Below are 20,892 nucleotides of genomic sequence, written 5' to 3' on the forward strand. Positions count from 1 at the left end.
GTCAACGGCCGGTCGAAGAGCCGGCCCCGCACGTCCCGATGCCGGCGTGCCGCTGGACCGGTGCCTGGCCTTCCGGATCGAGCTTGCGGCGGCGGCCATTGCCGCCGCTGCGCTTCTCCCGCCCGGGCAGTCCGGCCGGCGCGCGGTCCGGCGGCCGGGGATGCGGCGCCCGTGAAAAGGCGCCGCGCCGATCGCTCAGCCCCAGCAGGCTTTGGCGGCCTCTTCGGTCGTCATCGAGGTGACGCCCTCGGCGGGCTTGTCGGTGACGAGGTCAACGCCGGTGTTGGTGAAGGTCAGGCCTTCGCTCGCCTGCGGCTTCTCGCCGGACTTAGCGAACTTGTCGATCGCTTCGACGCCCATCGCCGCCATCTTCAGCGGGTACTGCATGGAGGTGGCGCCGATGATGCCCTCCTTGACGTTCTGCACGCCCGGGCAGCCGCCATCGATCGAAACGACCAACGTGTCGCCTTCGCGCCCCACCGCCTTCAGCGCCTGGTAGGCGCCCGCCGCGGCCGGCTCGTTGATGGTGTAGACGACGTTGATGGTCGGATCCTTCTGGAGAAGGTTCTCCATCGCGGTGCGCCCACCTTCCTCGTTGCCATTGGTGATGTCATGGCCAGCGATGCGCGGATCGTCCTCGTCGCCGATCCGGTTCTTGTCCTTCACGTCGATGCCGAAGCCCTGCATGAAGCCCTGGTCACGCTGGACGTCGACGGAGGGCTGCGCCGGGATCAGGTCGAGGAAGGCGATGCGGGCATTCTGGGCCTCCGCGCCCATGGAGGCCTCGGCCCACTGGCCGATCAACTCGCCGGCCTTGAAGTTGTCGGTGGCAAACGTGGCGTCGGCGGCCTCGATCGGCTCCAGCGAGGTGTCGAGCGCGATCACCAGGATGCCGGCGTCGCGCGCCTTCTGGATGGTCGGCACGATGCCCTTGGAATCGACCGGGGTGATCAGGATGCCCTTGGCGCCGGCGGCAATGCAGCCCTCGACGGCGGCGAGCTGGCTCTCGGTGTCGCCGTCGATCTTGCCGGCATAGGCCTGGAGGTTGAGGCCGAGCTCCTTGGCCTTGGCCTGCGCACCCTCCTTCATCTTGACGAAGAAGGGATTGGTGTCGGTCTTGGTGATCAGGCAGACGGTGGCGCCGTCCTGCGCGGCGGCCGGGACGGCGGCCATGGCGATGGCGCCGAGCGAAACGGCGGCCAGAAGCGAGCGGAATGTCACGGTGGTGTCCTCCCAGACATGGATGCGGCGGCGGGACGGCCGCCTCGGTCCTTGCGCCGCGGTTTCCCCGCCAGCAGCACTTGCCGCATTAAGAGCCCCCTGAAAAAGCTTGTCAACGACAATAATTCACGCGGAATTAGATATTCCTCGGTTGGCAATGGCAGCGTCCCGACGGATAGTTCCGGCCGTTGAACGGCGCCTCGGCGGGCCCGGGAGGAGGAGGTAGCCTTGAGCGTCACGGCTCGGGATGATGCCGCCAGAGGCGGCGATGCGGAGGCCGGCACCGAACGGCTGCGCGGCTCGAACCAGTCGGGCCTCAGAGCCCACAACGAGCGCGCCGTTCTTTCCCTGATCCGCCGCCACGGTGCCCTCGCCAAGGCCGACATCGCCCGGCGCACGGGCCTCTCTGCGCAGACCGCATCGGTGATCATGCGGATGCTGGAAAGCGAGGAGCTGGTGCTGCGCACCAAGCCGCGGCGCGGCCGCGTCGGCCAACCATCGATCCCGATGCGACTGAACCCGGACGGCGCCTTCTCGCTCGGGCTGAAGATCGGCCGCCGCTCGGCCGAGCTGGTGCTGATGGATTTCGTCGGGACGTTGCGGGCCCGCGAGCGGCGCAGCTATCGCTATCCGCGTCTCGCCGAGATCCTCGACTTCGCCGCGGGCGCGGCCCGGCAGGTTGCCGCTGCGGCCGGACCGGACGGTCAGAAGCGGATCGCCGGCCTCGGCGTCGCCATGCCCTACGACATATGGAGCTGGGCGGAGGAGATCGGCGCCCCTGCAGACGCCATGGCGGAGTGGCGCAGCGTCGACATCGTCGCCGAACTGGAAGCCTGCACGGGGCGCAGCGTGAACCTTGCCAACGACGCGACCGCCGCCTGCGCCGCCGAGCACGTCTTCGGGCAGACTGGGAGCGCCGACTTCCTCTACTTCTTCGTCGGCGCCTTTGTCGGCGGCGGGATCGTCATGGATGGCGACCTCGTGCCGGGCCGCACCGACAATGCCGGCGCCCTCGGCTCGATTCCGGTTCCGCATCCCGACGGCGGCGGCTTCGACCAGCTGATCGCCTTTGCCTCCATCCGCCTCCTGGAGACCATACTTGCCGAGGCCGGACAGGATGGCGCAGCGCTCTGGGAACGGCCGGATGTCTGGGGCGAGCTCGGCGAGGTTCTCGACCGCTGGATCGCGATCGCCGCCCACGGGCTGGCCCATGCGATCCTTGCAGCGAGCGCCGTCTATGACTTTGAATGCGCGGTCATCGATGGCGGCTTTCCGCCGGAGGTGCGCGCGCGCCTCGTCGCCGAGACGGCGCAGCGGCTGGACGGGCTCAACCGGCGCGGCCTGTCGCCGATCACGGTGCGGGAGGGAACGATCGGCTCCAGCGCGCGCGAGATCGGCTCGGCGAGCCTGCCCTTCTTTGCCCGCTTCCTGATTGACCACCGCGTCCTCTACGCCGACCGCGGCTGAGCCCGGGGCGAGGTACCCCTGGTCTGCGGCGAGCCCGGCGCCAGCGGCTACTGCGGCAGCGCGTAGGCGATCACGTAGTCTCCGATCGGCGTTTCCATGAAGTGGTGCCCGCCGGCCATGAAGCCGATGTACTGACGCCCATCCACCTCGTAGGCCATCGGCGTTGCCTGCCCGCCGGCAGGCAGTTCGTCCTGCCAGACAACCTTGCCGGTCTTGATGTCGATGGCGCGGATCAGATCGTCCGTCGCCGCGGCGATGAAGACGAGGCCGCCGGCGGTGACGAGCGGCCCGCCATTGTTGGGCGTCCCGATGGTGATCGGCAGGAAGGTCGGAATGCCAAACGGACCATTCTTACGGGCGGTGCCGATCGGCTCGTCCCACAGCGTCTTGCCGGTGGCCAGCTCGATGGCGCGGATGCCGCCATAGGGAGGCTCCTTGCACAGAAGGCCGGTGAAGGGAACGCGCCAGCCGGCGTTGACGTCGATCGCGTAAGGTGCGCCCGTCTGCGGGTCGCCGGCGCCCTCGGCGCGGCCTTCGACATCGGACTGGTCGTTGCGCTCGTAGATCGGCGCAAGGCCGCGCTCGTCGGCCTCTTCGCGGGTCAGGAGCCGGTTGTGGTTCGGCATGTTGTTGTAGTTGGCGATCAGGATGCCTCTGCTCGGATCCACCGCCACGCTGCCCCAGTCCGACCCGCCGTTATAGCCGGGATATTCGATGTAGTAGCGGTCGCTTGTCGGCGCGGTATAGGGCCCGTCATAGGCTGCGCGGCGGAACTGGATGCGGCACCACAGCTGGTCCAGCGGGGTCATGCCCCACATGTCCTTTTCCGTCAGCCGGGGAAAGCGCAGGTCGTGATAGGCCGATGTCGGCTGGCTGTCCGCCAGGGCCTCATTCTCGACCCCGCCGGCCGGCGCCGCTTCCTCGTTCACCGGAAAGAGCGATTCGCCGGTCCGCCGGTCGAGGATGTAGATGTCGCCCTGCTTGCTTGGCAGCACCACGGCCGGCACTGTGCCGCCGTCGCGGGGAAAATCCACCAGCGTCGGCTGTGAGCCGAGATCGTAGTCCCAGACGTCGTATCGCACCGTCTGGAAGTGCCAGACGGGCTTGCCGGTGGTCACATCGAGAGCGACGAGCGAGGTCGACCACTCGTTCTCGGCTTCGCTTCGATTGCCCCCAAAGTAATCGACCGAAGAGTTGCCGAGCGGCAGATAGACATAGCCGAGCGCCTCGTCGCCGACGGCCGCGGTCCACATGTTCGGCGTGCCCCGCGTATAGGTCTGACCCTCCGGCGGCAGACCGGTGAACGCCGGATTGGCGAGGTCCCAAGCCCAGACGAGCGCGCCGGTGACCGCGTCATAGCCGCGGATGACGCCGGAGGGTGCATCCTCTGCCTCGCCATCCTTTACCTGCGCACCGGTAACGACGACGCCGCGCACAATGGCGGGCGGCGCGGTGACCGCGTACCAGCCCGGCACCTTCTCGCCGATGCCGGTCCACAGATCCACGGCGCCGTTGTCGCCGAAATTGGCGCAAGGCTCTCCAGTGCGCGCGTCCACGGCGATCAGCCGGGCATCCAGCGTCCCCTCGATGATGCGGGTGGCGCAGGCGCTGTCGGGCGCCGCATCCGGCACGGCGTAATAGGACACGCCGCGGCAACTGGCGCTGTAGGGGATCGCCTCGTCGGCGACCTGCGGATCGTAACGCCAGATTTCCTCGCCGCTCGCTGCATTCACAGCGATCAGGATGTTCTTGGCCGAGCAGAGATAGAGCCGGTCGCCAATCTTCAGGGGTGTCGTCTCGGGCGCGTATTTGTTCTCGGCCGCCTCGCTCGGCATGTCGCCGGTGCGATAGGTCCAGACCTTCTGGAGCTGACCGACATTATCCGGCGTGATCTGGTCCAGCGGCGAATAGCGGCTGGCAGTGGTGCTGCCGCCATAGTGTGGCCAGTCGGGGCCGACTGGTAGCGGTTCAACAGGAGCACGCGCCGCGGCGGCAGCCAGCGGTGAGGGCGGCGTCGCAGCCGTCGGAGCGGTGGCCGTATCGTTCGGGGTGCTACCCGCCGGCGTCGATGTGCCCTGTTCAGCCGGTGAAGGCGGGGCTGGCTGAATCGCCGGATCGGCTGGAGACGCAGCCGGCGGAACGGCCCCTTGCGGTACGGGCGCTGTGGACTGATCCTGCGGGGCCGGAGCCGTGGTGGTGGTGGACGGGCTCGGCTCCTGCGCGCTGGCGGGGAAGAGCGCAAGGCCGAGGCAGGTCATTCCCGCAAGTAGGATGCGTCCACAGGCAATCGTTGGCAGCGCCATCGGATGTCCTTTCAGCGAAGTCTTTGCGGAAGCCATCAGGCGGCCCTGCGGACGCGCTCGTCCGGGTATGGTGACGATGCAGGCGCTGCGCCGGGCGCCTGGCGCCTGTGGCGTCGCAGAACCGGGATCGTCAGCAGCACGAGAACGAGTACGACGGTAGGCGCGACCAACCTTGGCACCTGTGCCCACCAGTCGAAACCCGCCTCCCAGAAAGCCCAGATCAGCGTACCGACAAAGGTGATGGCGTAGATGCTAACCGCCGTCATGGAGAAGCGGAACAGGTAGATGGCCGTCAGCAGGAGGCCAAGTCCTGCAAAGACGTAGTACCAGGAACCGCCAAGCAATGCGAGCCAAATGCCGCCAAGGAAGATCGGTATGCCGAACGCGAGAATCACCACGGCCACGGCCAGAGTGCCCCAGTAGCCGACAGTACGCGGTGGTCGACTGTTCGATTGCTGGACGACGGTCATAGGATGCTTCCCTGCGCAGTTCCCCGTGTGCAGGGGTAGCTAATTTTCGCCCCCGAGCCTTCAAGCATCGCTCTGCTAGATGGCTGACGACCTGCGCCGTCTCAGCTCTGGCGCGGCAGGCGGCCTCTGCGAGACGCTTGCTAGATATCTGCCTCCTATGGGCCGGCGTCAGTCGACCTCGCTGATCCTGCCGTCGGTGTGAGGCTCATACGCTGCGTTGGTCTTGCCGAGATAAGCGGCCACGGCGTCTTCCAGCGACGGGCCGTAGTCATAGGCCTTCATGCCCTTCTCGGTGAAGACGGTGTAGCCGTCGCCGCCGCCACGCATGAAGTTGTTGGAGACGACGAGATAGGTCTTTGCAGGATCCAGCGGCACGAAGGCATCGCCCTGCTTCACCTCGACCGAGCGGATGCGGTCGATGCCGGGCTTACCTGCCTTCGACCAGGTGAATTTGAGGCCCGCCACCTGCGGAAAACGCCCCGAGCCTTCCTCCACCTTGCTGACGCCGTTCTCCAGGGCCGCCTTGATGTCGGCGCCGGTCAGCTCGAAGGTCGAGAGCGTATTCTGGAACGGCAGCACGGTCAGCACCTCGCCCATCGTGACGTCGCCGGCATCGATCGAGGCTCTGAGACCGCCGCCGTTGACGATGGCGATCTGCGTTCCCTGGCCCTTCACATGGTCGAGGATCGCCTCGGCGACGAGGTTGCCCATCGCGCATTCCTTGGCCCGGCAGGTCTCGCGCGAGCCGTCGATCGCGTCGGCCGAGTGCGCGACCACCTTGTCGCGGATCTCCTGCAGGGGTTTGGCTAACTCGGCGACGCGCGCCTTGATCCCTCCGTCCTCGGCGATGCTGGCGTCGAGGAGGATCGGCGCGCCGCTCGCCTCCGTAAGGCGGCCGGCACCATCGAAGCGGACGGTCAGCGCGCCGAGATATTTGCCGTAGGAGCGGGCGCTCACCACCGCGACCTTGCCCTCCGGCCCGTCCACCATGGTCGGGTAGGGGCCTTCGGCGTCCTTCTCGGTGCTGGACAGGAAGGTGTGACTATGGCCGCCGACGATGATGTCGATGCCCGGCACCTTGGCGGCAAGCTCCTTTTCGACCCCATAGCCGGAATGGCTGAGAACGACGATGCGTTCGACGCCCTGGCCCTTCAGCGCGGCGATCTCGCGGCTCAGCGCGGGCGCCGGATCGGTGAAGACGACCGTCGGTCCTGAGCTCGACACCTCCGGGGTCTCGACCGTGGAGAGGCCGATCACGCCGACCTTGTCGCCGTCAGCATCGAGGATGATGGACGGCTTCGTTCTGCCGGCGATCAGCGGCTCCTTCGACGTATCGCCATTGGCGAGCAGCATCGGAAAGGTGATGGTGTCGAGGAACACGGCGGCTCCGGCCGGACCGCGATCGAACTCGTGGTTGCCGAGCGCCATCGCCTGATAGCCGAGGCGGTTCATCATCTCCACCTCGGCCTTGCCGCCATAATAGGTGTAGAAGAGCGAGCCCTGCGACTGGTCCCCGGCATCGACGAGGATGCTGGCCGGCGCCTTGGCGCGCTCGCGGTCAATCGCCGTCTTCAGCCGTGCGGATCCACCGAAGCAGGCCTTCTCCGCCGCCTCATCCGCCGTGCAGGTCGAATCGAATTTGTTGATCGGCTCGACGCGGCTGTGGAAGTCGTTGGTGTGGAGGATCGTCAGCGTGTCCGCGCCGAAGGCCGCCGGGCGCCGATGGACATCAGGGCGGCAAGCACGGCGGAAGCTCGAAGGGCCATGGGATCGCTCTCCGTTGGCCGGACGATCCGGTCGCGTCCGGCGTCGTGACGCCGCATGGCGGCATGAGCCGATCATGGCGCGTCGGGAGCCAAAGGCCAAGCCGCTTCATGCCTGCGCCAGTCCTTTGCATCCGGCCTCGGCCGCATGCCGACGGCCAGTGTCGCCGAAGCGCTGCTTCACCGGATGATCGTCTTCATTGATTGACTGATCAATCAATGAAGGACAGGTTGCCAGGATCGACGGAGCAGGCGGAGGTCACATGGCACGGAGCGATATCGAGGGCGTTCGCCGCGAGGCGCTGATCCAGGCGGCGATCGGCGCCATCGAGGTGGAGGGCTCGCTCGACGTCACTATGGCGGCGATCGCCCGGCGGGCGTCAGTCTCGCCGGCGCTCGCGCACCACTATTTCGGCGGCAAGGACGATCTGATGATCGCCGCCATGCGCCACCTCCTGAAGGAATTCCGCGCCGGCGTCACGGCGCGCCTGCGCGCCGCCGAGACGCCGCGCCAGCGTGTAGGGGCCATCGTCGCCGGCTGCTTTGCTCCCGGCCAGTTCACCGCCGAGACGATCGCCGCCTGGCTGGTCTTCTATCTCAACGCCCGCCGCTCGCCGGAAGCGGCGCGGCTCCTCGCCGTCTATTTCCGCCGGCTGGAATCCAACCTAGTCGCGGCTCTCTCGCCGCTGACGGGACGAGGTGCCGCTCGCGATATCGCTGCTGCAGCGGGTGCCATGATCGATGGCGTGTGGCTGCGCCAGGCACTGACACCGAAACATGCGCCCGACGCTGCCGCTGCCATCGGCGCGGTCGAGCGCTTCGTCGATGCGGAGATTGCCCGATGCGCGTGATCACGGAAGCCGACTATGTCATCGTCGGTTCGGGCTCGGCCGGCTCGGCGCTTGCCTATCGCCTGTCGGCGCATGGCCGCTACGACGTCGTGGTGATCGAGGCCGGCGGCACCGACGCGGGGCCGCTGATCCAGATGCCCGGCGCCCTGTCCATGCCGATGAACATGCCGCGCTACGACTGGGGCTACCGCGCCGAGCCGGAGGCCGCGCTCGGCGGTCGCCGGCTCGCAACGCCGCGGGGGCGGGTGATCGGCGGCTCGTCCTCGATCAACGGCATGGTCTATGTGCGCGGACATGCCCGCGATTTCGACCACTGGGCGGAGAGCGGTGCGCAGGGGTGGGGCTATGCCGACGTCCTTCCCTACTTCAAGCGCATGGAGGCGATGGAGGGTGGCGACCCCGCCTGGCGCGGGACGGACGGGCCGCTGCATGTGCGTCGCGGCGTCATGGCGAACCCCCTCTACCACGCCTTCATCGAGGCAGGCCGGCAGGCGGGCTATCCGGTCACCGACGACTACAATGGCGAGCAGCAGGAGGGCTTTGCCCCGATGCAGCAGACCATCTGGCGCGGCCGCCGCTGGTCGGCCGCCAACGCCTATCTGCGCCCCGCCATCAAGCGCGGCAACTGCCGGCTCCTGCATGCCGTGGCCCTGCGGGTCGCGCTGGAGGGTGACCAGGCGACCGGCGTCGTCGTCGGCAACGGCCGCCGCGAAACCGGGCTGGTGAAGGCGCGCCGGGAGGTGGTGGTGGCCGCCGGCGCCATCAACTCGCCGGTGCTCCTGATGCATTCGGGGATCGGCGATCCCGCCGAGCTTGCCGCCGCGGGCGTGACGACCAAGGTCGAACGGCGCGGCGTCGGCAAGAACCTGCAGGACCATCTGGAGCTCTATATCCAGCAGGAATGCATCCAGCCGATCACCCTCAACGGCTATCTCGGCCTGTTCTCCAAGGGCCGGATCGGGCTTGAATGGATGCTGCTCCATACCGGCCACGGCGCGACCAACCATTTCGAGGCGGCGGGCTTCATCCGCTCGGCGGCGGGCATCGACTATCCCGACATCCAGTACCACTTCATTCCGGCGGCGGTGCGCTACGATGGCCGGGCGGCGGCGCCAGGCCACGGCTTCCAGGCCCATGTCGGGCCGATGCGGTCCAAGTCGCGTGGGAGCATCCGCCTCAAGAGCGCCGATCCGGCCGAAGCACCGTCGATCCGCTTCAACTATATGAGCCACAGCGACGATTGGACGGAGTTCCGCCAGGCGATCCGGCTGACGCGCGAGATCTTCGCGCAGGACGCCTTTACCCCCTATCGCGGCCGGGAAATCCAGCCGGGCGATGCGGTGAAGAGCGACGATGATCTCGACGCCTTCATCGCCCATCATGCCGAGAGCGCCTATCATCCCTGCGGCGCCTGCCGCATGGGCGCCGCAGATGATCCGGATGCGGTGGTCGATCCGCAAACGCGCGTCATCGGCGTCGACGCCCTGCGGCTCGCCGACTCCTCGATCTTCCCGCGGGTGACCAACGGCAATCTCAACGGACCCTCCATCATGGTCGGCGAGAAGGCGGCAGACCATATTCTCGGCGAGGGCATGCTGGCGGCCTCCAACCTCAAGCCCTGGATCGCGCCACATTGGCAGGACAGGCAGAGGTAAGGCGTCCAGCTTGATCGGCATCGGCGTGCTGCTTAGCTTTGCCAGTTGATACGACAACTGTGACGGGTGGGGTGTGATGCGCACGATCCGGCTTGGCGATGCCGACGCTATTCCTTCGACGGTCGTGGATGATGCCGCCAACGGCATGCCTTCGATCATCGCGCGCGGTGGCGAACCGGAGGTCGTCGTAGTCAGCTTCGCCGAATGGGAGCGTCTCTCCACCGTTCCGTCTTTCGGACGTCTCCTGATGGCGTCTGGTCTGGAGGAGGGTGACTTGCCCGAGCGCAACCGAAAAGGTCTTCGCACTGCCGGCTTCTGACGTGTATCTGGTCGACACGAACATCCTGTCCGCAGGGTCACCGACCGTCAGGATGCCTTTCGGCGAACTCGTCGCGTGGATGGATCGGGCATCGGCCAGTCTGTACTTGTCGGCGGTTACCGTGGCCGAAGTTCATGACGGGATCGAGAAGGCGCAGCGGGAAGGCGCGACTCGCAAGGCCGAGACACTGCGCGGGTGGTGGGAAACGGTCGAGCATCTCTATGGCGATCGAATCTTGCCCTTCGGCATCGCTGCTGCTCGCATCGCAGGAGCCTTGTCGGACCGTGCCCGATTTATCGGCGCCGAGCCCGGTTTTCCAGATATCGCCATTGCAGCGACGGCTGAGTTGCACGGCTTCACTGTTCTGACCCGCAATATCAGAGACTTCCGACCCCTCGGCGTTGCCTGTCTCGACCTTACGACGCGCTGCCACCGCTCCCGGCTAACGATCGGCCATCGACCGGCGCATAACTTGAAATTGCGTGCCTCAAGGGCTGGAGGACCTGTCGTAGGCTCTCGGACTGCCGTAGCTTCCGACCTGTTCGTTGATCACTACGGAAAGCCCGCTTGACCGACCTAAGCCGAGGAACCGTCGCCTGGAACTATACGCTCGCCGAGCTGTGGGCCGATGGTGTCGTCCATGTCCTCGGCCTGCTGCTGGTGGTGGCCGGTGCAATCGCCTTTGCCTGGCGCCTGGCGGGCAACGGAACGGCCTCGGAGATCGCGGCCGTGTCGATCTATCTGGCCGCGCTGCTCCTCTCCACGAGCGCCTCGGCCGCCTACAACATGTGGCCCGTCTCGACGTTGAAATGGCTGCTGCGGCGCCTCGACCATGCGGCGATCTACCTTCTGATCGCCGGCACCTACACACCCTTCCTGGTGAAGACCGGCATCTGGTGGCTGCTCGCCGGCGTCTGGTCGGTGGCGATCGCGGGCGTCGCGCTGAAACTCCTGCGGCCGGGCGAGTTCGACCGGCTGTCGATCCTCCTTTATCTCGCGCTCGGCTGGAGCGGCGTGGTGGTCGGCCGTACCATCTGGCTGTCGCTGTCCGGCACGGTGCTCTGGCTGATCGTCGCCGGCGGCGTGGTCTATTCGCTCGGCGTCATCTTCCATCTGGCCGAACGTCTGCGCTTTCAGAACGCCATCTGGCATGGCTTCGTGCTTGTTGCCGGCTGCATCCATTTCGCCGCCGTCTGGTGCGCCAGCACGATGGCCGTCGCGCCCCTCGCCTGACCTCGTCGCCCGATCGGCAGCACCGACCAGTGTGGGGCGAGCCGTCAGGCGATTGACTTCACCGCGCCGATTGTCGATTTCGCTCTCATTCCGCAGGAGAGCCGACATGTCCGATCGCATCGATGTCCATGGCCTGAAGGTCGCCGCCGTTCTGAAGCGCTTCATCGACGAGGAGGCGCTGCCGGGCACCGGCATCGAGCCCGAGCGCTTCTGGTCCGGCCTCGCTGCGATCCTGGCGGATCTGGCGCCGCGCAACCGGCAGCTGCTCGACAAGCGCGAGACGCTGCAGGCCGAGATCGACGATTGGCATCGTCAGCGCCGCGGTCAGGCCGTCGATGCGGAGGCCTATCGCAGCTTCCTCCGGGAGATCGGCTACCTCGTTCCGGAAGGCGCCGACTTTGCCGTCGACACCGCCAATGTCGATCCCGAGATCGCGCTGATCCCCGGTCCGCAGCTGGTCGTGCCGCTGATGAACGCGCGCTACACGCTGAACGCCGCGAACGCCCGCTGGGGCTCGCTCTACGACGCCCTCTACGGCACCGACGCGCTCGGCGACCTGCCGCAGGGCGGCGGCTTCGATGCCGCGCGGGGCGCCCGCGTCGTCGCCTGGGCCAAGAGCTTCCTTGATGAGGTGGCTCCGCTCGACGACGCCTCCCATGCGGACGTCGTCGCCTATGCCGTCGAGAACGGCGTCCTGCGCGCGCGCCTCGCTTCGGGCGGCGAGATCGGGCTTGCCGACCTTGCCGTCTTCGCCGGCCATACCGGCTCCGCCGCGGCCCCGACCTCGGTCCTCTTCCGGCACAATGCCCTGCATGTCGAGGTGCGGATCGACGCCGCCCATCCCATCGGTGCCACCGATCCTGCCCATGTCGCGGACGTCGTTGTGGAAGCGGCGGTGACGGCGATCTGCGACTGCGAAGATTCGATCGCCGCGGTGGATGCCGACGACAAGACGGCGGTCTACCGCAACTGGCTCGGCCTGATGAAGGGCGACCTGACGGAAACGTTCAAGAAGAACGGCCAGCCGATGACGCGCCGGCTGGAGGCCGACCGCCGCTATGTGGCCCCGGACGGCTCGGCGCTGGTGCTGCCGGGCCGCTCGCTGCTGCTGGTGCGCAATGTCGGCCACCTCATGACCAACCCGGCGGTGCTGCTGGCCGATGGATCGGAGGCGCCGGAGGGGCTTCTCGACGCCATGGTGACCTCGGCGATCGCGATCCACGACCTGAAGAAGATGGACGGGATACGCAACTCGCGCTGCGGCTCGATCTACATCGTCAAGCCCAAGATGCATGGGCCGGAGGAGGTCGCCTTCACGAACGACATCTTCGCGCGGGTCGAGGATGCGCTCGGCTTGCCCCGCTTCACGCTGAAGGTCGGCATCATGGACGAGGAGCGGCGCACCACCGTCAACCTCAAGGAGTGCATCCGGGCGGCGCGCTCGCGCGTCTTCTTCATCAATACCGGCTTCCTCGACCGCACCGGCGACGAGATCCACACCTCGATGGAGGCTGGCCCCATGGAGCGCAAGTCGCTGATGAAGGGCCGGCCCTGGATCGCCGCCTATGAAGACTGGAACGTCGATGTGGGCCTGGCCTGCGGTCTGCGCGGCCACGCCCAGATCGGCAAGGGCATGTGGGCGATGCCGGCCCGCATGCACGACATGCTGGAGCAGAAGCTCGCTCATCCGAAGGCCGGCGCCAACTGCGCCTGGGTGCCGAGCCCGACCGCGGCGACGCTGCACGCCACCCACTATCACCGCGTCGACGTGCTGGCGCGGCAGGATGAGCTCGCGCGTGGCGGACGCCGCGCGGGGCTTGCCGACATCCTGACGATCCCGCTCGCCGATGGCGCGAACTGGTCGGAGGCGGAGATCCGCGCCGAGGTGGAGAACAACGCGCAAGGCATCCTGGGCTACGTCGTGCGCTGGATCGACCAGGGCGTCGGCTGCTCCACCGTGCCCGACATCAACGATGTCGGCCTCATGGAGGACCGCGCCACCTGCCGCATCTCGTCCCAGCATCTTGCCAACTGGCTGCATCATGGTGTCGTCAGCCATGACGAGGTGATGGACGCGATGCGCCGCATGGCGGCCAAGGTGGATGCCCAGAATGCCGGCGATCCTCTGTATCGGCCGATGGCGCCGGACTTCGACGGCTCGATCGCCTTCCAGGCAGCCTGCGAGCTCGTCTTCGAGGGCCGCGTGCAGCCGTCCGGCTATACGGAGCCGGTCCTGCATCGCCGCCGGCTGGAGAAGAAGGCGGCAGGCGCCGCCGCCTGACATACGTCCAAAGCAAAGCCGGCCGGCTCCACTAGGAACCGGCCGGCTTTGTGTCTCAACGATCCGGCGAGGAGACCTGGCTTGATGCGTGTTCCTCTGGTCCTTACGAGGTGATCTGCAGCTTGCGGATCCGGCTGGCGATGTCGTCGAAGATTTCCTGCAGCTTGGAGGAATCCGGCGCGTCGTAATAGTGCGACGCGTCGGTGGCGCAGTTGCTGAGGAGGGTCGAGCTCTCCGAACTGTCGACCTCGAGGCGGATCGTATAGACCTCCATCTTGGCGGACTTCTTGGCGTATTCGCAGGCGGCGCTGGTCATCTTGTTCATCGCCGTCAGCACGGTCGATTCGGACGGGGGCGTCGCGGTGCCCGCCGTCGTGATCGTGCAGTTGCCGTCGCTCGTCAGCGTGTTGTTGCGACAGACGGTATAGGCACCTGAATCCGACTTGTACGAGCCGTCGTAGCGACCATCCTTGATGTAACCCATCGACGAGTAGGCGGATTTGTTGGTGTTGCTCAGGCGGGTGATCGAGTTGTCGCCGTCCGTCAGCAGCACCATGATCTTCTGCACGTCCGCGGTCGTGGCCAGCCCTTCCGTGAACGGCTCGCCCGGCGACAACACCCGCATGCCCCAGGAGACGCCCTCGGTGATGTTGGTCGAGCCGGACGCTTCCAGCTTGGCGATCTGCGACTTCACCTTGGCATAGTCGTTGGTGAGCGCGGTGATCGGCTGGATGTCGCAGTCCCAGTCTGGGCCCTGTGGCGTCGAGACGTTGGAGTAGAAGCGGTAGGAGTAGTTCTTGGACACCCGGCTGTAGGTCCAGACCCCGTTCTTCTTGACGACGCCGAGGCCTTTTAGGCTGGAGTCGGCCATGTAGTCGTTAGGATAGATCTTGGATCCCCAGCTCGTAGTCGACGGCTCGTCCGGCGTGAAAACGGGTAGGAACAACGTCCGCGGCGTCGTCGTCGATGGCGTGGTATCGTCGACCGAATAGGTCTCGCTGCCGCTTTCCAGACGGGTCTGGACGCAACCCGGCCAATCGATCCCAAAGCTGTCCTTGAACATCTTGATGCGGCTGACGCCGACGGGGATGATCGAGCCCGGCTCCTGCAGCAGGCCGTCCTTGTCGATCCAGGACGCCGTCGCCTTGTCCTTGCCGACATTGACGTAGTTGGCAAAGGGCACCAGCGCAAAGGAGACGCGCCGGCGCATGATCTCCGTATCCGTCAGCGCGTCCACCATCTTGGATGCGGCGTCGCGCATGTTCTTGATCTTGGTGCCTTCCATCGAGCCGGTGGTGTCGAGCACCAGCACGATCTCGTATTTGGTCGGCGGATACTGCACGGTGCCGCTGACCGTGGCGTTCAGGGACACGAAATCGAAGATGCCGCTCAAAGTGTTCGGCACCACCGTCTTCGCGGTGACTACGGCGCCCCAGGAGGTCAGCTGAACCGTCAGGTCCGAATAGGACGTGCCGTAATTGGCCTTCACCATCTTGGCGGCGATATCGTTCGCCTTGGTCTGGTCGAAGCCGGAATCCTTCACCACCGCAAGAGCTGCGGAATCGATCGCATCCTGAAGCCGGGTCTGCGCATTCTGTGAACGGGCAAGGTCGATCGCCGCGCCCATTCCGAAGACCAGCGGCACGGCGAGCAGCGCCGTGATGACGGCGAAGTTGCCCTTGGCGTCGTGCCGGAAGCGGTCGAAGATCGTCATAGTCGGGCGGTCCTGAGGCTGACGGGATCGCCGATCATCGCTGAAAAAGCTTATCGCGTGGTCAATTCAGCCGGAGCAATGCGAGCGATCCCATGAACTGGACGGCCTCCATCGACAATTATTGCGAGCGTGTCGGCACCGCATTCTGGGCCGAGCCGCTCAATGCCGTCTCGAACGCCGCCTTCATCATTGCAGCCCTTGTCGGGCTTGTCATATGGCTGCGCTCCGGCCGCGGCGACCGTTGGAGCGGCGCCATGGTGGCCGTGGTCTTCGTCGTCGGCGTCGGCTCCTTCCTGTTCCATACCTTCGCCAACCGCTGGTCGAGCCTGGCGGACGTCATCCCGATTGCCGTCTTCATCTATGGCTACTTCGCCCTGGCGTTGCGGCGTTTCGTCGGGCTTTCACCGCTGACGACCGCCTTTGCCACGGGCGCCTTCCTGATCGCCTCCTTTGCGCTCGCACCCTTCCTCGAGCCTCTGGTCGGCTCGTCCTCGGGCTATGTGCCGGCGCTGCTGGCGCTGCTTGGCATCGGCCTGTGGCTGGTGGCGCACAGGCGCCGGCAGGGGATCAAGCTGGTCGCTGCCGGCATCATTTTCGCGGCGTCGCTCGGCTGGCGCATTGTCGACATGCCGCTCTGCGAGGAGTGGCCGGCGGGCACCCATTTCCTGTGGCACATCTTCAATGCCGTGACGCTCGGCCTGCTTCTGATCGCCGCAATCCGCAACGCTGCCGATCGTGCGGACAAGGCCGCCCGCCCCGTGGCGGTCTGAGCGTCAAAACAGAAAGGCCGGGCGCTTCCCCCGAAGCACCCGGCCCATGGCGGTCCCCCGCCTTATCTGCATGTCGCCGGACAGAACCGGCGAAATCGTCAGCTGGAGCGCTTCTTGACGTTGCGCTTGCCGGTCGCTGCGGCCGCCTTCTGCGGCTTTGGCGCGGTCTGCGAGACCATCTGCTCCTTACCCTGCAGCACCACGACCTTGGCGTTCAGCGGCACGCGCTCGTAGAGGTCGATGATGTCCTGGTTCATGAAGCGGATGCAACCGGACGACACGGCCTTGCCGATCGACCACCATTCCGGCGTGCCGTGCAGGCGGTACAGCGTGTCGCGGCCGTTCTGGTAGAGGTAGAGCGCACGCGAGCCGAGCGGGTTCTGCAGGCCGGGATCCATCCCCTTGCCGTCGCGGAACTTCTCGAGATCGGCGCGGCGATCGATCATCTCGACCGGCGGAAACCAGCGCGGCCAGTGCTGCTTGTCCTTGATCTCGGCATTACCGGCCCAGGAGAAGCCGCTCTTGCCGACGCCGATGCCGTAGCGCATCGCGGTGCCGCCGGTCTCGACGACGTAAACGAAGCGGTGCGGCGTATCGACGACGACCGTTCCCGGCTCGTAGTCGCGGCCAGCGTCATAAACGACGCGCTGGCGCAGGAACTGCGGATCGATCTTCTCGACAGGGATGGCGGGAAGCATGAAGCCGTCATCCTCCATGGCCGCGTAGGCCGTCGCCGGAGCGACGCCGAAGGTGCGGTCCTCGATGATCGGCTGCGGCGAGGCGAAGGCCGAGACGCGCGCCATCGCAGCGGAGGCGTCACTCGCCACCTTGCTGGAAGCGCAGCCGGACACGAGAGCAACACCAATCAGGGCGGCGCTGGTCAGGAGGAATTTCGTTTTCATCATGGTCTGCGCCAAACGTTCGGAATGCGACGAGTTCGATATCGCGGGCTGTCTCAAGCGCATAGATGGAAGAACGCCGCCAATTGCGTTCTCCTCGATATTCTCTGCCCTACAGCCTGACAACGATGCAGAGTTAAGCTCAACATGGTTAACGAACTCTTGTTGCCGCATGGTCACAGTTGACGCCGCGGCGGCCGGCCACATCTCCGGGGGTGACGGGATGATCGATGTGGCGACAGGATCCTCCATGAACATCGGGGAAGCGTCGAGGCGGTCCGGATTGCCGCCGAAGACGATCAGATATTACGAGGAGATCGGCCTCGTGAGGCCGGCTCGGGCCGAGAACGGCTATCGCGCCTATCGGGACCGCGACGTCCATATCCTGCGCTTCCTGCAGCGCTCCCGCTCGCTCGGCTTTTCCATCGACGAGGCGCGCAAGCTGATCGCCCTCTACGAGGACGACAACCGGCACAGCGAAGACGTGCGCGCCATGGTGAGGCGGCGAATCGCCGAGATCGACCGCAAGATCGAGGAACTGCGCACGCTGAAGCGCGCACTCGGGGAACTCACCGACCAGTGTCCCGGCGGCGCGAGCCCGGATTGCCCGATTCTGGAGGAGATCGCCGGCGAGAAGCTGCCGGCCTGACGGCCGCACCGGTGGATGCGAGTTCATTCTTTGTTCCAGTTTTCGCTTGCCTCGGATTCGCCGGCTGGCTATCTCATGGGGCATGCCGCTCGTCTCGCCCTTCCGCTCCGATCCGCTGATCGACGGCCGCCAGTCCGAACGCGCCATGCTGGTACGCCGCGGCGTACAGAGGCTCATGATCGAGCGACGTGTGTCGCTGCTGCCTGAGCTGCCGCTCGCCTCCGGCCGTAGAGCCGATCTCGTCTGCCTGTCGGAAAAGGGCGAGTTCTCCATCATCGAGATCAAAACCTCGATCGAGGATTTCCGTGTCGACCGCAAATGGCCGGAATACCGCCTGTTCTGCGACAGGCTCTACTTCGCCACCCATCCAGGCGTCCCGCAGTCGATCTTCCCGGAGGAGTGTGGGCTCATCCTGTCGGACGGCTACGGCGCCGAGGTGCTTCGTGAAGCGCCGGAACATCGTTTGGCCGCGGCAACCCGCAAAGCCCTCATGCTGCGCTTCGCGCGGCTGTCGGCGGATCGTCTGCTGCAGGCCGAATGGGCCGCTAACCCTTTCATGACGGGAATGCCTGAAGAGCTCTGAACGCACTTGCGGATAGTGATATCTCTGCGCATCCTCTGGTGATCGAAACGGTGCGATCATCAGGGGGGATGGCATGACGAGGCAGGTACATTGGTCCGTGGCGGCGGTGCTGGCGAGCGCCGTCGGCTTCAGTGCCGCGGGTGGTGCGGCGGCGGCGGAGCAATGGAGTGCCCTCAGCACGACCGCTATGGGCATCACCGGCGATGTCGGCTTCGACGGCAAGAGCCTGATCTTCGACGAGAAGACGCGGATGAAGCTCGGCAAGGGCACCAAGACGAGCAAGTTCGCCGTCGACGGCAAGCCGCGTCAGGCGACGGTCTACCCCGTCGAGCCGCCGATGAACCCGAAGCTCGAAAGCGGCAACACGCTGTGCGGTGACGATCCCATCAAGTTCGTGGCGATCTTCGGCGACTACAGCGATCCGACGTCCAAGACGGGCCGGACGCTGGAACTCTTCGACGCGGGCAAGCTGCCGACGAGCGACGCCGACAGCTGCGCCATGTTCACCTACGTTCTCGCGAAGTAGCACATGAGCAGGTGCGACGGGCCGGCGGACGAGCGCAGGCCTGTCGCATTACTTCACATCAGCGGGGCGCGCGCTTGGCGAGGATACGCTGCAGCGTGCGCCGGTGCATGGTGAGGCGGCGCGCCGTTTCCGAGACATTGCGGTCGCACAACTCGTAGATGCGCTGGATATGCTCCCAGCGCACGCGGTCTGCCGACATCGGATTGTCCGGTGGCTGCGGCTTGTCGCCGCCTTCGCTTTGCAGCGCGCCGATGATCTCGTCGGCATCGGCCGGCTTGGCGAGATAGTCGATGGCGCCGAGCTTCACAGCCGTGACCGCCGTCGCGATGTTGCCGTAGCCGGTCAGGATCACCGCGCGGGCATCCGAGCGGCTGCGCTGCAGCGCTTCGACGATGTCGAGACCGTTGCCGTCACGCAGGCGCATGTCGACGACGGCAAAGGCCGGCGCACTGGTACGCATCAGCGCCAGACCTTCGCTGACGCTGCCGGCGGTGCGCACGGCAAAGCCGCGCTGTTCCATTGCGCGTGCCAGACGGGTCAGGAAGGGCTGGTCGTCGTCGACGAGCAGCAGGGTACGGTCCTGTGTCCCCGTGGCGCGATACTGTACGGGCGCGTCGCGGGTATGATCGATGAGCATGGCGTTTCTCCAGGATGCCGCAGAAGCGGCACGCGGCGCCTTATTTTCCGGCTGACGAAGAGCGGCGGCCTGGCTGAAAACGCACAGGCTCAAGCTGCCTTCCGGGGGCTGTGGCGCAACGGATTGCCTGACCCCAAAGTGGCCCGGAAAGTGCGTCGATTCAACGCGTTGACCGCGTGGTAACGTCAATTGTGAACGGCAGTTCGTTCGGTGTCGAAGCCGTCTCGGGGCCAGCGCAACTCGACGCGGGCTCCACTGCCTTCGCGGGACGGGCGGTTGCCGAAGCTGATCTGCGCGCCCGAGCGCTCGAGCAGCGTCTTGGCGATGAACAGGCCGAGCCCCAGCCCGCCGCCGCCGCGCCGCTCGCCGCGCTCGCGATAGGCAAGATAAGGATCGCCGATCCGCGCCAGCGCGTCGGCGGAAAAGCCGGGTCCATCGTCGCTGACGGAGATGGTGACGAAGCGGTCCGTCCAGCTGGTCTGGATCACCACCTGATCTTTCGCGAAGTCGGCGGCATTCTCCACAATGGCGCCGAGGCCATAGGCGACGCCCGGCGATCGGCGCATCACCGGCTCCTTGCCGCCGAGCCGGCAGATCTCCGTCCGGATTCGCACGCCAAGATGGCGGTGCGGCTCCGCCGTCTCCTCCACCAGCGAGGTTACCGGCAGCCGCGCCAGATGCTCCTCGCCATCGGCCGACAGCGAGGTGAGTCGGCGCAGGATTTCCCGGCAGCGCTCCGTCTGGCTGATCAGCAGTTGCACGTCCTCGTAGTAGGGGCTGTCCGCCTCGGTGACGCGGCCCATCTCGCGTGCCACCAAGGCGATGGTGGATAGCGGCGTGCCGAGCTCATGAGCCGCCGCCGCGGCAAGGCCGTCGAGAGCGGAGAGATGCTGCTCGCGCTGCAGCACCATTTCCGTCGCGTTGAGGGCGTCCGCCAGCGTGCGCGATTCGGCGGCTACGCGGTAGATATAGATGGCCGCTAAGACCAGCGTCGCGACGATGGCGAACCACAGGCCGCCGACATAGGAGCGCGGCAGGATCAGCGTCCTGTCCGCCGGCCAGGGCACCGGCAGGTGGAAGAACAGGAGAAGCGTCGCGGCGATCACCGAGAGGATGCCGAGGCAGGCCGTCGTCAGCGGCGGCTGCGTCGCGGATGCGACGACGACCGGCAGGACCAGGAAGATCGCAAAGGGGTTCTCGATCCCGCCGGTGAGGAACAGGAGGCCGGAGGGTTGCAGGATGTCGAAGGCCAGCACCAGGGCGGCGGCGCCGGAGGACAGACGACGGCTGGCCGGGTAGGTCAGCGTCAGGAAGACGTTGACCGCAATCGACACGGCGATCAGCAGCAGGCACAGCACTACGGGGAAGGGGTACCAGAGGCCCCAGGCCACGAAGACACAGGCGGCGACCTGGCCGGCGACGGATAGCCATCTGAGGCGCGTCAGCGTCGCAAGACGCAGCCGCTGGCTGTCGCGCATCGTCGTCGCGAAGGCGGGCAGGCTCAATCGGAAGCGTGTCGGCAGCAGCGTGGTGGGCATGCCATCAATCTAT

At 66.3% G+C, this 20,892-nt stretch carries 19 protein-coding genes; 11 read left to right on the forward strand and 8 right to left on the reverse strand.

The features are described 5' to 3' along the window. Window positions 1-195: 195 nt before the first annotated feature. Window positions 196-1,173 carry a sugar ABC transporter substrate-binding protein gene (locus C0R46_RS10165; protein ID WP_102959762.1) on the reverse strand — a complete coding sequence of 326 codons (978 nt, stop codon included), beginning with the start codon at window positions 1,171-1,173 and terminating at the stop codon, window positions 196-198. 276 nt (window positions 1,174-1,449) lie between these two features. On the opposite strand from C0R46_RS10165, the gene C0R46_RS10170 reads away from it, so the two are divergent. Next, on the forward strand, window positions 1,450-2,688 hold the full coding sequence (locus tag C0R46_RS10170) for an ROK family transcriptional regulator (RefSeq protein ID WP_102959507.1): 1,239 nt from the start codon (window positions 1,450-1,452) through the stop codon (window positions 2,686-2,688). Window positions 2,689-2,735: 47 nt separating this feature from the next. Here C0R46_RS10170 and C0R46_RS10175 read toward each other — a convergent pair whose 3' ends face one another. The 3 genes from C0R46_RS10175 to C0R46_RS10185 form a co-directional block, all read right to left on the reverse strand. Beyond that, window positions 2,736-4,991, reverse strand: a complete 2,256-nt coding sequence (locus C0R46_RS10175) for a pyrroloquinoline quinone-dependent dehydrogenase (protein ID WP_245413514.1) — start codon at window positions 4,989-4,991, stop codon at window positions 2,736-2,738. Between the two features lie 35 nt (window positions 4,992-5,026). Further along, window positions 5,027-5,461: a hypothetical protein gene (locus C0R46_RS10180; protein ID WP_198598291.1), complete on the reverse strand. Its 435-nt coding sequence runs from the start codon at window positions 5,459-5,461 to the stop codon at window positions 5,027-5,029. Between the two features lie 168 nt (window positions 5,462-5,629). Continuing rightward, window positions 5,630-7,303 carry a bifunctional metallophosphatase/5'-nucleotidase gene (locus C0R46_RS10185; RefSeq protein WP_102959509.1) on the reverse strand — a complete coding sequence of 558 codons (1,674 nt, stop codon included), beginning with the start codon at window positions 7,301-7,303 and terminating at the stop codon, window positions 5,630-5,632. A gap of 184 nt (window positions 7,304-7,487) precedes the next feature. Between C0R46_RS10185 and betI the strand changes: the two genes are divergently transcribed. The 6 genes from betI (at window position 7,488) to C0R46_RS10215 (ending at window position 13,563) form a co-directional block, all read left to right on the forward strand. Next, window positions 7,488-8,075 (forward strand): choline-binding transcriptional repressor BetI, encoded by a 588-nt coding sequence (gene betI, locus C0R46_RS10190; RefSeq protein WP_102959510.1) that lies wholly within the window; start codon window positions 7,488-7,490, stop codon window positions 8,073-8,075. Next, the gene (gene betA / locus C0R46_RS10195) at window positions 8,066-9,730 is read left to right on the forward strand and encodes a choline dehydrogenase (protein ID WP_198598292.1); all 1,665 of its coding nucleotides are present in this window, start codon (window positions 8,066-8,068) and stop codon (window positions 9,728-9,730) included. The genes betI and betA overlap by 10 nt, the downstream gene beginning before the upstream one ends. Before the next feature lie 76 nt (window positions 9,731-9,806). Then, window positions 9,807-10,049: a type II toxin-antitoxin system prevent-host-death family antitoxin gene (locus C0R46_RS10200; protein ID WP_102959511.1), complete on the forward strand. Its 243-nt coding sequence runs from the start codon at window positions 9,807-9,809 to the stop codon at window positions 10,047-10,049. 1 nt (window position 10,050) lies between these two features. Further along, on the forward strand, window positions 10,051-10,620 hold the full coding sequence (locus C0R46_RS10205) for a PIN domain-containing protein (RefSeq protein WP_102959512.1): 570 nt from the start codon (window positions 10,051-10,053) through the stop codon (window positions 10,618-10,620). Further along, complete coding sequence (gene trhA, locus C0R46_RS10210) at window positions 10,617-11,282, forward strand: PAQR family membrane homeostasis protein TrhA (protein ID WP_245413515.1); 666 nt, start codon at window positions 10,617-10,619, stop codon at window positions 11,280-11,282. The genes C0R46_RS10205 and trhA overlap by 4 nt, the downstream gene beginning before the upstream one ends. Window positions 11,283-11,388: 106 nt before the next feature. After that, window positions 11,389-13,563, forward strand: a complete 2,175-nt coding sequence (locus C0R46_RS10215) for a malate synthase G (protein WP_102959513.1) — start codon at window positions 11,389-11,391, stop codon at window positions 13,561-13,563. Between the two features lie 103 nt (window positions 13,564-13,666). Here C0R46_RS10215 and C0R46_RS10220 read toward each other — a convergent pair whose 3' ends face one another. Continuing rightward, complete coding sequence (locus C0R46_RS10220) at window positions 13,667-15,277, reverse strand: TadE/TadG family type IV pilus assembly protein (RefSeq protein ID WP_102959514.1); 1,611 nt, start codon at window positions 15,275-15,277, stop codon at window positions 13,667-13,669. Between the two features lie 92 nt (window positions 15,278-15,369). Here C0R46_RS10220 and C0R46_RS10225 point away from each other — a divergent pair, with 92 nt between their 5' ends. After that, entirely contained in the window at window positions 15,370-16,047 is a 678-nt protein-coding gene (locus tag C0R46_RS10225; RefSeq protein WP_102959515.1) for a ceramidase domain-containing protein, read from the forward strand. A gap of 98 nt (window positions 16,048-16,145) precedes the next feature. On the opposite strand, the gene C0R46_RS10230 is transcribed toward C0R46_RS10225, so the two are convergent. Further along, window positions 16,146-16,949 (reverse strand): L,D-transpeptidase, encoded by an 804-nt coding sequence (locus tag C0R46_RS10230; protein WP_102959765.1) that lies wholly within the window; start codon window positions 16,947-16,949, stop codon window positions 16,146-16,148. A 247-nt stretch (window positions 16,950-17,196) separates the two neighbouring features. On the opposite strand from C0R46_RS10230, the gene cueR reads away from it, so the two are divergent. From cueR to C0R46_RS10245, 3 genes are all read left to right on the forward strand, one after another. Further along, on the forward strand, window positions 17,197-17,595 hold the full coding sequence (cueR, locus tag C0R46_RS10235; RefSeq protein WP_102959766.1) for a Cu(I)-responsive transcriptional regulator: 399 nt from the start codon (window positions 17,197-17,199) through the stop codon (window positions 17,593-17,595). An 82-nt stretch (window positions 17,596-17,677) separates the two neighbouring features. Continuing rightward, window positions 17,678-18,178 carry an MmcB family DNA repair protein gene (locus tag C0R46_RS10240; RefSeq protein ID WP_102959516.1) on the forward strand — a complete coding sequence of 167 codons (501 nt, stop codon included), beginning with the start codon at window positions 17,678-17,680 and terminating at the stop codon, window positions 18,176-18,178. A 73-nt stretch (window positions 18,179-18,251) separates the two neighbouring features. Beyond that, window positions 18,252-18,704: a hypothetical protein gene (locus C0R46_RS10245; RefSeq protein ID WP_157944615.1), complete on the forward strand. Its 453-nt coding sequence runs from the start codon at window positions 18,252-18,254 to the stop codon at window positions 18,702-18,704. Between the two features lie 58 nt (window positions 18,705-18,762). Here the strand turns inward: C0R46_RS10245 and C0R46_RS10250 are convergent, their stop codons facing one another. Next, window positions 18,763-19,341, reverse strand: coding sequence for an ActR/PrrA/RegA family redox response regulator transcription factor (locus C0R46_RS10250; protein ID WP_102959518.1), 579 nt, complete (start codon window positions 19,339-19,341; stop codon window positions 18,763-18,765). Window positions 19,342-19,526: 185 nt separating this feature from the next. Beyond that, complete coding sequence (locus tag C0R46_RS10255) at window positions 19,527-20,879, reverse strand: ActS/PrrB/RegB family redox-sensitive histidine kinase (protein WP_102959519.1); 1,353 nt, start codon at window positions 20,877-20,879, stop codon at window positions 19,527-19,529. Window positions 20,880-20,892 lie beyond the last annotated feature (13 nt).

Origin of the sequence: Mangrovicella endophytica (assembly GCF_002893625.1) — a bacterium.
GTDB classification, from domain to species: domain Bacteria; phylum Pseudomonadota; class Alphaproteobacteria; order Rhizobiales; family Rhizobiaceae; genus Mangrovicella; species Mangrovicella endophytica.